Origin of the sequence: Roseovarius sp. THAF9 (assembly GCF_009363715.1) — a bacterium.
GTDB lineage: Bacteria > Pseudomonadota > Alphaproteobacteria > Rhodobacterales > Rhodobacteraceae > Roseovarius.
Genome location: NZ_CP045404.1, coordinates 790,866 through 805,683, shown reverse-complemented (window position 1 = coordinate 805,683; position 14,818 = coordinate 790,866). Strand labels below are relative to the sequence as shown.

Annotated in this window: 11 protein-coding genes; 3 read left to right on the top strand and 8 right to left on the bottom strand. The window is 59.5% G+C overall.

Annotated elements, in window-relative coordinates:
• Positions 1 to 796: 796 nt before the first annotated feature.
• The 6 genes from FIU86_RS04015 to FIU86_RS03990 all read right to left on the bottom strand — a co-directional run bounded on the left by FIU86_RS04015 (position 797) and on the right by FIU86_RS03990 (position 9,443).
• Entirely contained in the window at positions 797 to 2,392 is a 1,596-nt protein-coding gene (locus FIU86_RS04015) for a peroxidase family protein (RefSeq protein ID WP_152473887.1), read from the bottom strand.
• Positions 2,393 to 2,816: 424 nt separating this feature from the next.
• Positions 2,817 to 4,427: an ABC transporter ATP-binding protein gene (locus FIU86_RS04010; protein ID WP_152473886.1), complete on the bottom strand. Its 1,611-nt coding sequence runs from the start codon at positions 4,425 to 4,427 to the stop codon at positions 2,817 to 2,819.
• 1 nt (position 4,428) lies between these two features.
• Entirely contained in the window at positions 4,429 to 5,268 is an 840-nt protein-coding gene (locus FIU86_RS04005) for an ABC transporter permease (protein WP_172977422.1), read from the bottom strand.
• A 10-nt stretch (positions 5,269 to 5,278) separates the two neighbouring features.
• On the bottom strand, positions 5,279 to 6,244 hold the full coding sequence (locus FIU86_RS04000; protein WP_152473885.1) for an ABC transporter permease: 966 nt from the start codon (positions 6,242 to 6,244) through the stop codon (positions 5,279 to 5,281).
• Positions 6,245 to 6,336: 92 nt separating this feature from the next.
• The gene (locus FIU86_RS03995) at positions 6,337 to 7,881 is read right to left on the bottom strand and encodes an ABC transporter substrate-binding protein (RefSeq protein ID WP_152473884.1); all 1,545 of its coding nucleotides are present in this window, start codon (positions 7,879 to 7,881) and stop codon (positions 6,337 to 6,339) included.
• 683 nt (positions 7,882 to 8,564) lie between these two features.
• Positions 8,565 to 9,443, bottom strand: a complete 879-nt coding sequence (locus tag FIU86_RS03990) for a LysR substrate-binding domain-containing protein (RefSeq protein WP_152473883.1) — start codon at positions 9,441 to 9,443, stop codon at positions 8,565 to 8,567.
• Positions 9,444 to 9,541: 98 nt separating this feature from the next.
• On the opposite strand from FIU86_RS03990, the gene FIU86_RS03985 reads away from it, so the two are divergent.
• Both FIU86_RS03985 and FIU86_RS03980 read left to right on the top strand, forming a co-directional pair.
• Positions 9,542 to 10,246 carry an SDR family oxidoreductase gene (locus FIU86_RS03985; protein WP_152473882.1) on the top strand — a complete coding sequence of 235 codons (705 nt, stop codon included), beginning with the start codon at positions 9,542 to 9,544 and terminating at the stop codon, positions 10,244 to 10,246.
• Positions 10,236 to 10,487 (top strand): DUF6552 family protein, encoded by a 252-nt coding sequence (locus FIU86_RS03980; protein ID WP_172977421.1) that lies wholly within the window; start codon positions 10,236 to 10,238, stop codon positions 10,485 to 10,487. The genes FIU86_RS03985 and FIU86_RS03980 overlap by 11 nt, the downstream gene beginning before the upstream one ends.
• A 241-nt stretch (positions 10,488 to 10,728) precedes the next feature.
• Here FIU86_RS03980 and FIU86_RS03975 read toward each other — a convergent pair whose 3' ends face one another.
• The gene (locus FIU86_RS03975) at positions 10,729 to 11,262 is read right to left on the bottom strand and encodes a hypothetical protein (protein ID WP_152473881.1); all 534 of its coding nucleotides are present in this window, start codon (positions 11,260 to 11,262) and stop codon (positions 10,729 to 10,731) included.
• Positions 11,263 to 11,331: 69 nt separating this feature from the next.
• Entirely contained in the window at positions 11,332 to 12,990 is a 1,659-nt protein-coding gene (locus FIU86_RS03970) for an NAD+ synthase (RefSeq protein ID WP_152473880.1), read from the bottom strand.
• Positions 12,991 to 13,192: 202 nt separating this feature from the next.
• Between FIU86_RS03970 and FIU86_RS03965 the strand changes: the two genes are divergently transcribed.
• Positions 13,193 to 14,716 (top strand): MORN repeat-containing protein, encoded by a 1,524-nt coding sequence (locus FIU86_RS03965; protein WP_254703994.1) that lies wholly within the window; start codon positions 13,193 to 13,195, stop codon positions 14,714 to 14,716.
• Positions 14,717 to 14,818: the final 102 nt, after the last annotated feature.

Genomic DNA, 14,818 nt, shown 5'->3' with positions numbered 1-14,818 from the left:
GAGCGAACCCCAGCCTATTGAAATATCGCAATGAGGCAAAAAAATGCCGGAAAGTTGTTATTTGCGTTGAACCAGGGTCACTCCCAAGCACCCGCTGAGGTGGGAGGGTCATTGTCGGGACTGGGGTGAGCCCAGTTTGCCATTGGACGCGTGAAGCATTCGTTCCGCTCTGAATTCCGTGTCGCAGGGTCGATTTTTCTGAATCAACGATGGAATGGATCAGGTGACTGCCCTCGGAACAATTCCTCGCCAAGGGTCTGCGCAGGTTCGCTGAGATGGGAAGCCGCGTTGGCGAGCGTAATGGGTTTTGCCTTCAAGATCGGGGTTGTTTCACGTCTGATCCAGCGCCCAAACGAAGATTGGCGAGGCAGACTGATTGACGCCATCGCCGCGATCATTGCGATTGGCGTTCCCTTGGTCACTACCGTCTGCGGATGATGTTCGCGGTCTCCTATGCTTGGTTCATTCGCGCGGTGTTCCTTTTGGACAGGCGCGCGGCCACAGGATGAGAGCCACGAGGATCCGCACGACGGCATTGATCGCGCTTGGCACAATCGCCTCGGAGCTTCATTTCTGCCATTTTGGTCGACACTCGATTGGCCGCTGAAAGGGAGGATTGTCCCGCATCAAGTGATTTCCCCCGGGTTTGGTTTTGCAGGCGCGGCGAATGCCTCGGATGACGGGCCGCACGGCGGTATAACAGAGCATATTGAATGGCAGGAATGGGTGGGGTGCGATCGTGCATCAGCGTTTTCATTTCTGAAATCAGAGCCGTGCGCAACAGCTTTGATTTCGACTACTCGGGGACCCAGTCGCGTCGCGTCATACCCACGAACGCGTCGCCTATATTCTCGGGAATGTTGCGCGCCAGCAGGTCTCTGATTGATGACGTCTTCTGAATGGTTTTCCACCCCGTTCTGGAGAACGTAGAAGGTTTGAAAACGTGCTTGGAAAGCAGTGGGTTCGTAAGCGCCTGACTGAAGGCGTCCAATGCGACAAAGGCAAGCACGAGTCTCGGGAGCGGGCTGTTCGGAACACGGTCCTCGCAAAAAAGACCAACAAAAAACTCAACGTCGCGCACATTGTCATAAGCGCCTGACAACTTCTCGGCGACGTCTGGGCGAGAAGAGATCGTGCGTGTCGAAGTTGGTCGATCCAGTCCGAGGTACGCACAATAGTCTGAAAAGCCGGCAAGATCGCAGGCTCTGTCCTGCATTATCGAGCTAACCTCTACGTCCAAGAGCTCTCTTGCAGTGTTTTGCGGGCCAAGCTCCGCCGCCGCTGTGTCGCTCACCTCGACGAACGACTTCAGCAGGCCGTTAGCGATCAGGAAGCGATTGTCTTGAATTGTCTTCCCAATCGGGTAGGACGTGCCACCCCAGGTGACGTTGTCGGGGATCAAGGCATGCCATCGATAGAGTAGACTGAATTCCGTGGTGATCCAGTTGGGCCTGTTCCATGGCGCATCCCATGCAACCGACGGGTCAGCCCGGATTTTGAAAGGCAGGGGAGAAATATGGTTGATGTATTCTTCGACGACAATCTTGATAAAGAGTACGATCATGATGTTTCGCGCTGTCTCGAAAACCCGTGTGTCGTCCCACGTCGGGTTTTCAGTCTCAATTTCTGCAGCGAGGCGATTATGCTCACGCAAGAGCAGCGTGTTGATCATTGACGTCTGAGGCACAGAGTTCACGCGATCACCACCGACGGCAAACAAGGCATCGCGCTTCTCTTGGTCCAGATCCTCGCTTACCAAAGGGCCGTCAAGAACCGAGAATTTCTCAAGCGGCGTAGTATCCCCAAGTGAATAAAGAAACGGCGGGTACTCTTCTGCATTCAGTATCTGCGACTTCAAACGCCCCTTTTGACCGGCTTCTTCAGATCGGAGGCGGAGCGCAAGCGTTTGCATATGCGTCCGACCATAGAGCGTGCAAAGATCAATCTCGTGGTTCGAAGTGTTGCGACGAAGACGGGTGCGAGTGTCGAAGTCCTCAGGATCGAGCAACTCTTTGAGTGATGGGGTAATAATGCCATCGGATTCTGTTCGAAGAAATCCGTCGGTCAGATACTGCGCGAAGGCTGGAAAAAGACTTGTGGATTTGGGGCACATTCTCTGGTTGCCGTCTGGACGTTCAAAAAGCACCTTGAGCGTCTCTGGGTCTGGAAGGTCGTCTTTCACCTTCGGTGGCAAGTGCCGACCGCTCCACCGTCGGTCCGTCAGGCCCCTCCAGGACACGTAATCATGTACCGTACTTAAGGGATGCGGACGGTTGCGCGCCCTATTGACGACCCTGTTTATGGCCCATCGATTTGCCAGTCTGTCTAATGGCGGTATCGCTTCGATAATGGAAAATACGAACTGTAGTACTTTGTATTTTGAAATGCTCATGATGAATACCTGGCCTAAATAAAGGACAGGTTGATTGTGCCCTATTTTCAGGATTCTTTCCACAATCCGCTAGACAAGACGGCGCTTACAAACGCAAGTCTTTGGAACAGGACCGGATTTACGTGCAGCGACACTGTCTTTGCGAGGTCTGCCGCGTTAATCCAAGAGTTGCAATCGGCCCGTTGTCGTAGCCATAAGCAAACTCGAGAATACGGGCTCGAGAACTGCTTCACCGCACTGTTCGAAGGTCTAGACGTCAGCCAAGGACCGCCTGCGCAGCACGGTCCTTTCATTCAAGTCGCCACCGCTTGGATAATTGCCAAGGCGTTTACGAACGTGGCGCCGAAGTGTCAAACCTCGTATCTCGAAACCCTGCTGCTTTGGACGACGCCGCGATCTGGACTGATCCTCGTCCAAGGATCGCTCATGCCAATTGTCGATCCCATGTCGTGCCGGGCACAGCCGCCAGAAGGCTGCGCGTATAATCCTCTCTGGGATCGAGAAAAACCTCGGCCACCGGGCCGATCTCCACCAGCTTGCCCTTTTGCATCACGGCCACTCGATCGCAAAGTTGGGCCGCGACGCGCATGTCGTGAGTGATGAACATCAACGAAAGATTCAGTCGGCTTTGTAGATCTCGCAAAAGGCCCAGCACTTGGGCCTGGATGGATACGTCAAGCGCCGAAACCGCCTCGTCCGCAATGATAAGATCTGGATCCATCGCCAAGGCCCGGGCAATCCCGATGCGCTGTCGCTGTCCGCCGGAAAACTCGTGTGGAAAGCGGTCGGCGGCCCCTGCATCCAGCTCGACGATTTTCAGCAGTTCACGTGCGCGGGCATGGGCTTTCTCTTTGGACACGCCTTGCACGATGGGGCCTTCGGAGAGCGCATGGAGGATCTTCTTGCGGGGATTAAGTGACGCATAAGGATCCTGAAAAATCATTTGAACCCGGCAGCGGGCGTGGCGTAGCTCCTGAGCCGTGAGGCCGTTCATGTCTTGGCCGTCAAGGATGACTTCGCCGCTGTCAGCCTCCACCAGCCGGACGATTGCACGGCCTACGGTGGACTTACCCGAGCCGGATTCTCCGACGATCCCCAAGACCTCGCCGCGTGCGATGGTGAAAGAGACATCGTCGATTGCGGTCACGCTGCGGGAGGCTTTGAACAGTCCGCCCGAGGTGACAAAGGTCTTGCACAGGTTGCGGACCTCTAACACCGGCTGCGCGCGTACAGGCTCCGGCGTCGGCACGTGATCGGACGGGATCGCCTCTAGCAGGGCTTTGGTATAGGCGTGTTGCGGATTGGCCAGAACCTCGCGCGCCGAGCCTTGCTCGACGATCTCGCCATAGCGCATCACGATCACCCGGTCGGCGATTTCCGCGACCACACCAAAATCATGTGTGATGAACATCACCGCCATGCCGTGCCGGGACTGGATGGTCTTGATAAGGTCGAGGATCTTGGCCTGCGTGGTGACGTCCAGAGCGGTTGTCGGCTCGTCGGCAATCAGGATTGCCGGATCAAGAGCCAAGGCCATGGCGATCATCGCACGTTGCCGTTGCCCGCCCGACAACTGGAACGGGTAGGCGCGGATGATCTTCTCGGGGTCGGGCAGGCCAACCTCGCGGACCAGGTCCAGCGCCTTGGTACGCCGCTCGGCCGGGCTGTGCCGGTCATGCGCCTCGAAGACCTCGGTGATCTGGTCACCGATCCGCATCAGCGGGTTGAGTGCCGTCATTGGTTCTTGGAAGATCATGCCGATCCGGTCGCCGCGCAGTTTGCGCCTTTCATGGTCCGGGATTGCCAGCAGGTCGCGCCCTTCGAATTCGGCAGAGCCTTGGGCGACCTCAACCTGATCGGGCAGCAGGCCCATGAGTGCGTTGGCGGTCATGGACTTGCCCGACCCGGATTCGCCGACCACACAGAGGATTTCGCTGGACTTCAGGTCGAAGTCCACGTTCTGAACTGCATAGTCCCGGTCCGCGCCGGGCGGCAGGGATATCGCCAGCTCGCGGATCGACAGAACGGTCTCCATCTTAGCGCCCCTTTCTTGCCAGCCGGGGGTTCAGGGCGTCGTTCAACCCCTCGCCAATGAGGTTCAGGGCCAGAACCGTCAGCAGGATCGCCACGCCCGGAATGAAGCTTAGCCACCAGGCCGTGCGGATCACCGTGCGCGCCGCGCCGATCATGTAGCCCCAGCTCATGATATTGGGATCCCCCAAGCCGAGGAAGGACAACGAGCTTTCCAGCAGGATCGCCGTTGCCACCATCAAAGAGGCCATGACGATGATCGGTGACATCGCGTTGGGCAGGATATGTCCGAAAAGAATACGGGCGTTTGATAGCCCAGCAAGCCGTGCGGCATCGACGAACTCACGCTTGCGCAGCGACAGTACCTCGGCCCGCACGAGGCGGGCGACGGGTGGCCAGCTGACAATGGCGATGGCCAGCGTTATCGTCGGCAGCGTCGGTTCCAGAATCGCGACCAGGACGATGGCCAGCGCGAAGTTCGGGATGGTTTGGAAAAACTCGGTAAAACGCATGGCGCCGTCATCCACCAGCCCTCCGTAGAAGCCCGCGAATGCCCCGAGCGGCACGCCGATCAACAGCGCCACCAGGGTCGACACCAGCCCCACGATCAGCGACACGCGCGCGCCATGCACCAACCCCGCCGCCACGTCGCGGCCCAACGTATCGGTGCCCAGAGGAAAGCCCTCGGTGCTGAACGGTTCGAGGAAGGGCCGCTGCACCATCTTCCACGGGCTTTCTGGGTAAATCAGAGGCGCGAAGATGGCCAAGAGAACAACGCAAGTCAGGATCACCGCGCCGATCACCGCGCCCCGGTTGCGGGAGAATCTTTTGAGGAAATCGATCATGCGTGTCCCCTCAAATCCGCGGATCAATCAGCCGATACACGATATCGGTGATGATGTTGAAGGCGATCACCATGGCCGCCGAGACAAGGAACACACCGAGGAGCGTGTTATAGTCACGCGCGGTCAAGCTCTCGAACATAAGGCGACCGATGCCGGGCCATGCGAACACGGTTTCGGTCAGAACGGCACCGCCCACCAGTTGCCCCGCCTGAAGACCGGCCAGTGTGACGACGGGCAAGAGGGCATTGCGCAGTATGTGACGACGCCGGATGGTTCCCTCGCGCAGACCCTTGGCGCGGGCCGTCTTGACGAAATCCATCTGGCTGACTTCGAGAACCGAGGACCGGGTCATCCGCAGGTACACTGCCATGAAGAAAAGCCCAAGCGTCAGCGCCGGCAGGAACAGGTGTTTCAGCCGGTCCAGCACAGCGGTTATGCCGGTGTATTCAGCGCCAACGGTTTCGTATCCGAAGGCCGGGAACCAGCCCAGATGCACCGAGAACAGCACGACGGCCATCAGCGCCACCCAGAAAAGCGGTGTGGCATAAAACAGCAATGCCATGGTGGTGATCGCGGTATCGCTCCATTTGCCCTGCCGTGCGGCAGCGGCAAGGCCGAACACGATTCCCAGAAGCAGGGACATGCCGAAGGCTGTCATCGTCAGTAACAGCGTCGCGGGCAACCGGTCCAGGATCAGGTCCAGCACGGGCATCTGTTGACGATAGGAGTAGCCAAGGTCCAGTTGCACGACGCCCGAGACATAATTCCAGAACTGTACGTAGAGCGGTTGATCCAGCCCGAACTGCTGGCGCAGTTGCTGGATGAATTGTTCGTCCGCCGCGCCTGCTTCGCCTGCCATGACCATCGCCGGGTCGCCGGGGGCTGCATGGATCAGGAAGAAATTCAGCACGACTACCAGCAAAAGCGTGATGATGGCTTTGGCTGTACGGCCAAATATGGCGGCGGCAAGGTTCATTGTCTGGGCCTGCTCGGTTCGCGGTGGTCGTCAGGGGCGGAATAGAGGCTGGCCCGGGTCATTCCGGGCCAGCTTTGCATCCTCACTTGGATCTATTGCTCGACCCACGCGTCGCGCAGCCCGTCATTCACACCGATGGCGGTGGTCACGAGATCCTTCACGTCGCAGCGATAGATCGTTGGAAACTCGATCTCCAGAAGCCAGGCGACCGGCACGTCGTCGACCAGTTGTTTCTGGACCTCGGTGTAGATCTCCTGACGCTCTTCCGGGGTGGCGGCGATGGCGGCCTCGGCGAACATCTCGTCCACTTCCGCGTTTTCATACCCGGCGACGTTGTTCCACGGGCTGCCCTTGGCGATGTTGGACGAAAGATAGCTGCGCGCGACACCCAAGGCCGGATCTCCGTACTGGTAGAGGTAGGTGAAGGCGATGTCGAAATCCCACTCGGCCTGTTTCTGGTTCCAGCCAGCGACGTCGGTTGCCACCACTTCGACATTGACACCCACCTCTTCAAGGTTCTGTTTCATCGCCTCGGCCCAGCGTTGCCATGTCTCGCCGTAGGGCAAAGGCAAGATGCGCACGGTTTCCCCGTCATAGCCTGCGGCCTCCAGGTGCTCGCGTGCTTTGTCGGGGTTATGATCGTACATGATCGTGTCGGCGGTGTAGAAGTTTGTCTTGGACGATACCGGGCTGGTGGCGACAGTGCCGAACCCGTTCCAGATCACGTCCTTCACGAACTCGCGGTCCATGGCGTACATCACAGCTTTGCGGAAATCCTTGTTTGCCGTGGCCCCTTCGCGGTTGTTCATCCACGCCATCGCATGGGGCGCGAAATACTCCCACCCATTGCCGGTAGAACAGACGCCTTCCATCTCGGTCAGGCGTTTCACGTCCCAGTTTTCGACAGAGCCACCGGGCAGCACGTCGACCTCGCCATTCTCGAACGCTACCGCACGCGAGGCGGCGTCGGGAATGACGCGGTAGAACACCTCGTCCAGATAGGGCTGTCCGTCCAGGTAGTAATCCTCGTTCTTCACAAGGTGGATATAGCTGCCTTTCTCCCACTCATTGAACTTGTACGGGCCGGTACCGATCGGCGTGTTGTTCGCTTCGTTATTGGCGAAATCTGTCCCCTCGTAGATATGCTTTGGGATCATCGGCATGGTTCCCGCCTCGAAGACGCCGATGAATGGACCAAAAGGGTTCTTCAGCTTGAAAACGACGGTGTGATCGTCTGGCGCGGTCACGGATTCAACGTGTTCCAAGCTGACCCGAAGTCGCGCATGGGTTTCACGCAGGAAGGTGTCGACCGAAAACACTACGTCCTCGGCGGTGAAAGGCTCTCCATCATGCCAAGTCACCCCGTCCTGAAGCGTGAATGTGTAGGTTAGCGCATCGTCGGAAATTTCCCACGACTTGGCCAGCGACGGCATCGGGTTCAGGTCGGTGTCATAGCGCAGAAGGCTTTCGTAAATGTCGCCCGCGACCAGCTGCGTCGGTCCGTTCTGCACGAGACCCAGCATCAGGCTGGGCGGTTCGGGTTGCACCACGATGTCAAGCCGGCCGCCGGAGTCTTGGGCCACTGTCGGCAGCGCAAGCCCGAGGTACAGAATTGAGGCTGTCAGTGTCTTTTTCATCTAAGTCTCCCTGTTGATGTTCGCGATGGTCAACTTACCGGGCTTTCAAATGACCGCCCGGTTGTGCCGATAGCACGCGAATTTTCCGTTACACGCCGCGTGCCGGTTACCGGTCTCTCGGAGTGTTCGGCGTTTGTGCTTGCCTCCGTTGTGTAGGCGTCTGGCATACCCGAGGTTCATAGGCGGGTCGGTCGGGAGTCAAGGCGGTTTGTCAGCTGATGAAAATCTGATTTCCAAAATCAAGACTTTAGCACAAGCACGAAGCAGCTTTTTTGGCCGTTCTGGCGTGATGCCAACACGGTTCAAGACGTTGATGAAGTTCTGAGCCCGATTAGAGGCGGCAGGGTCTATTGGAAAAAGAACGCGCATACGGCAATCCGCGATGAGCGGGGACTTGGTCATATAGGTATCGATTTAAGCGGGCGGTCGAACAGGTCTCCAAATCTACCGTGTGGTTCGATGAGTTGCCAACTTGGTATCAAAAACTGGGTTTAGCCAGTGAAGCATGCTGGCATCACTGAGGTCAGCTTTGAGTATTCTGCGGCGCAGCGGCATTGCAAAAAACCAAGGGCGGCTTTGGGCCGTGAGCAGACATGCGAAACCGATCCGTCCAAGGTCTGCAATGCGGGACAGAGCTGACTTTCGCTCGAATGATCTGAATGGCCGCTCATGGTTCAAGGCAGTCAGGCAACTTCGGCGGAACGAGCCGTAAGCCACGTCATTACCTTGACGACCGACACATTGTTTTTGGCGGTTCGCGGCATGAGGACATAGAAATCACTGCCGCCCGCGTCCCAAGCTGCGCCAACCTCCACCAAACGTCCGGCCTCAAGGTCTTGCGCCACCAGAAACCGGCTTACCAAGGCCAAACCCTGTCCGGCGATAGCGGCATCGACCGCAAGAGAAGTTTGGCTCAGATGAAGGTGACGAGGAGACTGTTCCTGAACACCCAAATACGAGAGATAGCTGGGCCATTGGTCATGAGTGTCATGGACCTTCGGCATTCTTGCAAGTTTATCTGGATCAAGAAGAGCGTCGCCTTTGTCTGCAAACTTCGGCGCGGCGACTGCGATCAGTGATTGCTTAAAAATAAGCGTGACGTCCAATGATGCGCCGAACGGCGGCGATCCCTGGCGCACTGCAAGGTCTATTCCGTCGCTGTGGAAGCTGGAAACTCTTTCGGTCGCCATGATCCGCAAATCGATGTCCGGGTGTGCGGCGGTGAAGTCCGGAAGATTGGGGATCAGCCATTTCGCAGCAAAGGTCGGTGTGACACTGATAAGAACTTTGTTCGGCTCTGGTTTCAGTTCGGCAGTTGCGGCTCGAAGGTCTGCGAACACTCCGGCAATCCGGTTGTGATAGCTGCGCCCGACTGGCGTAAAAGCCAGGCCCTTCGGTACCCGCTCAAACAAGACCACACCAAGCAGCGCTTCGAGCTGGCGCACCTGTTGCGCGACGGCTCCCTGCGTAACGCCCAGTTCATCAGCGGCTGAGCGGAAACTGAGGCGGCGGCCTGCTGCATCGAACGCACGCAAACTGTTGAGCGGGGGAAGTTCGGACATTCTGCAATAGTAATTCTACTGCCATATAACATCAATTCTGAATCGAAGTCTGCCACGGAAATCATCATGTATGGCTCAACCAAGAAAGGATGCTCGATATGACAGCAGAAAAAGTAGCTCTTATCACAGCAGGCGGCAGCGGCATGGGTGCGGATGCAGCCCGCAGACTGGCAGAAGATGGGTTCAAAGTCGGCATCCTGTCCTCGTCCGGCAAGGGTGAGGCGCTCGGCGGCGAACTTGGCGGCTTTGGCGTAACGGGCTCCAACCTTGACGGACAAGCGCTGAACGCATTGGTCGAGGGTGCGAAGGATCGTTGGGGCCGCATCGATGTGTTGGTGAACTCTGCTAGCCACGGACCAAAAGGTCCGGTTCTCGAGATCAGTGACGAAGATTGGCATAAAGGGATGGAAGTCTACCTGATGAACGTGATCCGTCCGACACGGCTTGTCACCCCACTGATGCAGGAGCATGGCGGCGGGGCAATCATCAACATCTCAACCTTTGCGGCATTCGAACCCGACCCACTTTTTCCAACGTCGGGGGTCTTCCGGGCCGGGCTTGCCACATTCACGAAGCTCTACTCGGACAAATATGCATCAGAGAATATCCGAATGAATAACGTCCTTCCGGGCTTCATCGACAGCTTGCCCGAAACCGAAGACCGCAAAGCGCGTATTCCCATGGGGCGCTACGGTTTCGCATCAGAGGTGTCTTCTCTCATCTCATGGCTCGCGTCGGAAGATGGCAGCTACATGACGGGACAAAACCTGCGTCTAGACGGAGGATTGACCCGTGCCGTTTAACACCCTGGCCCTCGGACTGCCGCGCGAGCGCTTTGTCTTCGCGGTCAAGTGGGGCGCTTCCGCCGTTCAGATCATGGGATATACCGCGACAGGGTTTGGCTGGACACCTTGGAACCTGTACCTGTTTCTCATCGGTGTCGTGGGATGGTTCGCCGTCGGCGCACTTTGGAACGACAAGGCGCTCATGCTTGTCCACCTTGTCGCTCTAGGCGCAATGATTGCCGGTATGGCAAGCGGCTGATCGGCGAGAGCAGCCATTCGCTACCGAGCAGAAATTCAGTAGTTTGGGCTCAACCCAGACTTTCGCTGCGCTCCGCATCACGTCCACCTCCGCGGACACAGCTTGCATGCTTGCAAAGAGCCGCGTGCAGCAGAATAAAACGCGCAACCGGACATGCGCGGCACGCCTTCCCACGCCGGCTTTGCTTTCAAGCGCGAGACGCGGAGGCCAATGACGCCAGCGATGTCACGCCCGTCCGTCCTTACTCCAGCGGTTCCAGTTCCGCCTCGTAACTGATCGTCACCGCCACCGGCTCGGCCCCGTCGGCCACGCGCGGCTCATCCATGTAATTCGTCAGCCGCAGGAAATTGCCCTCTACGGTCACTGTGACCACGTTGTCATCCGTCATCTCGTAGCCGGTCAGCGTACCATCACCGCCATCGGCTCCCATCGCCAAGGGTGCGTCATAGCCCTGGTCGTCGTACATCTCCGCCGATAGGAACCGCATCTCGCCGAACTCCTCCAGCAGAGTCACCTGCACCATGGGGCGCCCCGGCGTGCCGTCCTCGCCGACCGTCTGCCCCATGGCGTTGACCGACAGGGACGATCCCATGATCATCTTCTGCTCGGCGTAAGCCTCCTCGCCTTCGATGTCATAGGCAATGACCAGTTCCGTCACCTCGCCATCCAGCGTGACGGTCATCGTCCCGATGGCCTCGTACGCCTCGCTCAGCTCCGCCGCCCAGGCCGGCACGGCCAGCAGCATCGCGGCAATTGCGGTGAAAAAACGTGTCATATCAAACTCCTGCAAATACTATTGCCCGGATCGTAACAGACACCTCCCGGCCATGCAAAACCGGCAGCCCTAGCCCCCGTCGCGCCACCGGTTCACGATGGGATAGCGCCGGTCCAGCCAGAACGCGTGTTTCGACAACCGCGTGCCGGGGGCGGACTGGAAGCGCTTGTATTCGCTGATGTAGATCAGGTGCTCCACCCGCACCGCATCATCGCGGTCATACCCCGCCGCGACGCAATCCTCGATCGAGCCGTCCTCGTCCACCAGGATCTGCAAGATCCCGTCCAGCACAGGATAATCCGGCAGGCTGTCACTGTCCTTCTGGTCCTCACGCAGCTCCGCGCTGGGCGGCTTCTCGATGATGTTGACCGGGATCACCTCGCCCTCAGGTCCCATCATCCACTCCCGGTGATTGGCGTTCCGCCACCGGCACACCTCGAACACCCGCGTCTTGTAGAGATCCTTGATCGGGTTATAGCCGCCCGCCATGTCGCCATAGATCGTGGCATAGCCCACCGCCACCTCGGACTTGTTGCCAGTGGTCAGCAGCATCTCCCCGAACTTGTTGCTCAGCGCCATCAACAGAAGCCCGCGCAGCCGCGACTGGATGTTCTCCTCGGTGATCCCCGGCTCGGTGCCCTCGAACAAGGGCTCCAGCGTGTTGGTGATCGCCGCGCGCCCTTCGGCGATGGGCACGAAATCATACCGCGCGCCCAAAGCCTTGGCACATTCCTTGGCATCGTCCAATGAAGCCTGCGAGGTATATTCCGACGGCAGCATCACGCAACGCACGTTCTCCGCCCCAAGCGCATCCACCGCGATGGTCGCGACAATCGCACTGTCCACACCGCCGGAAAGCCCCAGCAGCACTTTCCGGAACCCCGTCTTGCGCATGTAATCGCGCAAGCTCAGCACCATCGCGTGGTAGTCGCTCTCCAGCGTGTCGGGGATATGCGCCAGGTCGGTCTTTTCGATCCGCCAGCCATCCTCCCCGCGCACCAGATCGATATGCGCGATGTCCTCTTCCATCAGCGGCATCTGCACCGCCAGCCCGCCACCGGGGTTCAGCGCAAAGGTGCCGCCGTCAAACACCTGGTCGTCCTGCGCCCCCACCAGGTTCAGGTAAATCAACGGCAGCCCCGTCTCGACCACCCGGTTCACCATCAACTGATGCCGATGCGCCAGCTTACCGCGGTAATAGGGCGAGCCGTTCGGCACCAGCAGAAACTCCGCCCCCGTTTCGGCCAGCGTCTCGGGCACGTCCTCGTGCCAGCTGTCCTCGCAAATGGGCGAGCCGATGCGCACATTGCCCACAGCATATGGCCCCATCACGTCGCCCGACGCATAAAGCCGCACCTCGTCGAACACCGTCTCGTTGGGCAAGTGATGCTTCAGCACGCAGGCGGTGATGCTGCCGCCCTTCAGGATGTAGTAAGCGTTATACAGCTCCGCGCCTTCCAGCGCCGGGCCTCCGATGGCCAGCGCCGGGCCAAGCGCACAGTCCTTCGCCAACGCCTCGATCTTCGCGATCGCCGCCTGGTGAAACACCGGCTTCATCACCAGATCCTGCGTGTTGTAGCCGGTGATGAACATCTCGGGCAGCGCCACCAGGTCGGCCTCGGCGGCTTTGCCCGCCTCCCACGCCTCGCGTGCCAGCGCGGCGTTGCCGTCAAGGTCGCCCACCGTGGCGTTCAGCTGTGCCAATGTCACGCGAAACCGATCCGCCATGCGCCCTCAAACCCCCGCAATTCATCGCTCCCTTTCGATTTAACAGATGAACGCGCGAGGGAAAGCCGAAACCGGGAAAAGCCGTTGTCACCCCTGCCCGGGTCAATTACGTTTCGTCAGACCCGTTGGGGGGTTGTCGCAGAACCGGGGTGAGTGGGCCGACATGCAAAGCAGAACCGTCACATCTATCGTCCTCGCCGCGATGCTCGGGCTGACCGGTCCCGCCCTGTCGCAGGAGGACGAAGTCCAGACCAAGCAATATGACGACGGCGGCATCTACGAGGGCACGTTCCGCAACGGCCTTCAGCACGGCACCGGCACCTACACGCTGCCCAATGGCTATGAATATTCCGGCGAATGGGTCGATGGCGAGATCCGCGGCACCGGCACCGCCCGCTTCCCCAATGGCTCGGTCTACGAGGGCGAGTTCGCCAAGGGCAAGCCCGAGGGCGTAGGCAAGATCACCTTCTCCGACGGCGGCACCTACGAGGGCACCTGGGAAGACGGCAAGATCAACGGCGAGGGTGTCGCCGTCTATGCCAACGGCGTGCGCTACCAGGGCGGCTTTCGCAACGCCCAGCACCACGGTCGCGGCCGCATGGAAAGCCCCGGCGGCTATATCTATGACGGAGACTGGGTGAACGGCGTCAAGGAGGGGATGGCGACGATCACCTATCCCGACGGCGCGGTCTATGAAGGCCAGGTCAAGCGCGGCGCCCGCGACGGCGAAGGTACGCTCACCATGCCCGACGGGCTGATCTACGAAGGCACCTGGGCCGAGGGCCAGATCAACGGCACCGGCAAGCTGACCCAGCCCAATGGCGACGTCTACGAAGGCGAGCTTGTGGCGGGCCGACGCGAGGGCCAAGGCCGCGTGGTCTACAACAACGGGGATGTCTACGAAGGCGAGTTTCAGGACGACAGCCGCCACGGACAGGGCACCTTCACCGGCTCCGACGGCTACCGCTACGAAGGCTCCTGGGTCGCGGGCAAGATCTCGGGCGAAGGCACCGTCACCTATCCAGACGGCTCGGTCTACGAAGGCCAGTTCCGCGACGATCTGGCCAACGGTCAGGGCAAGGTCACCTATCCCGACGGCTCCACTTACGAAGGCGAGTGGTCCGGCGGCGTGATCGACGGCACGGGCAAGGCGACCTATCCCAACGGTCTGGTCTACGAAGGCGAGTTTCAGAACGCCAAGAACCACGGCCAGGGCGTGATGACTTATCCCGACGGCTACCGCTACGAGGGCGCGTGGCAGGATGGCCAGAGGCACGGGCAAGGCACCGCCACCTACGCCGACGGCACGGTCTACGAGGGCGAATTCGTAGACGGCCAGCGCCACGGCACCGGCAAGATCACCATGCCCGACGGTTTCGTCTACGAAGGCGAATGGCAAAGCGGCGAAATCTCGGGCCAGGGCGTGGCGACCTACACCAACGGCGACGTCTACGAGGGCACGTTCGAGAACGGCAAGCGCCAGGGCACCGGCACCATGCGCTACGCTACCGGCGAAGAGGCGTCGGGCGAATGGTCCGATGGCGCATTGGCCGAGCAGACCACCATAGTCACCGAAGAGGACGCCGCGGCGGAACCGGCCAACACGGAAGACACTCCAGACGCCTCCGGCGCAGAGACCGGCACGGAGCCGTCCGACGCCGCTGAAACCGGAACCTCGGCAGAGACCGAGACCACCGACGACCCGACAACCGAAGAGAGCAACTGATCCCGCGCTCCGCCCGTCCCGGACCTGATCAGGGACCTCGTAGGGTGGGTGAAAACCCACGCGCGCCCCGGTCAATCAACCGGAAACACCGCGCGTCCCGTT

Excerpts from the sequence above, each read along its gene's own strand:
- FIU86_RS03995 (WP_152473884.1), bottom strand. The coding sequence starts at position 7,881 with ATGAAAAAGACACTGACAGCCTCAATTCTGTACCTCGGGCTTGCGCTG.
- FIU86_RS03970 (WP_152473880.1), bottom strand. The coding sequence starts at position 12,990 with ATGGCGGATCGGTTTCGCGTGACATTGGCACAGCTGAACGCCACGGTG.
- FIU86_RS03975 (WP_152473881.1), bottom strand. The coding sequence starts at position 11,262 with ATGACACGTTTTTTCACCGCAATTGCCGCGATGCTGCTGGCCGTGCCG.
- FIU86_RS03965 (WP_254703994.1), top strand. The coding sequence starts at position 13,193 with ATGCTCGGGCTGACCGGTCCCGCCCTGTCGCAGGAGGACGAAGTCCAG.
- FIU86_RS03990 (WP_152473883.1), bottom strand. The coding sequence starts at position 9,443 with ATGTCCGAACTTCCCCCGCTCAACAGTTTGCGTGCGTTCGATGCAGCA.
- FIU86_RS04000 (WP_152473885.1), bottom strand. The coding sequence starts at position 6,244 with ATGAACCTTGCCGCCGCCATATTTGGCCGTACAGCCAAAGCCATCATC.
- FIU86_RS04005 (WP_172977422.1), bottom strand. The coding sequence starts at position 5,268 with ATGATCGATTTCCTCAAAAGATTCTCCCGCAACCGGGGCGCGGTGATC.
- FIU86_RS04010 (WP_152473886.1), bottom strand. The coding sequence starts at position 4,427 with ATGGAGACCGTTCTGTCGATCCGCGAGCTGGCGATATCCCTGCCGCCC.
- FIU86_RS04015 (WP_152473887.1), bottom strand. The coding sequence starts at position 2,392 with ATGAGCATTTCAAAATACAAAGTACTACAGTTCGTATTTTCCATTATC.
- FIU86_RS03985 (WP_152473882.1), top strand. The coding sequence starts at position 9,542 with ATGACAGCAGAAAAAGTAGCTCTTATCACAGCAGGCGGCAGCGGCATG.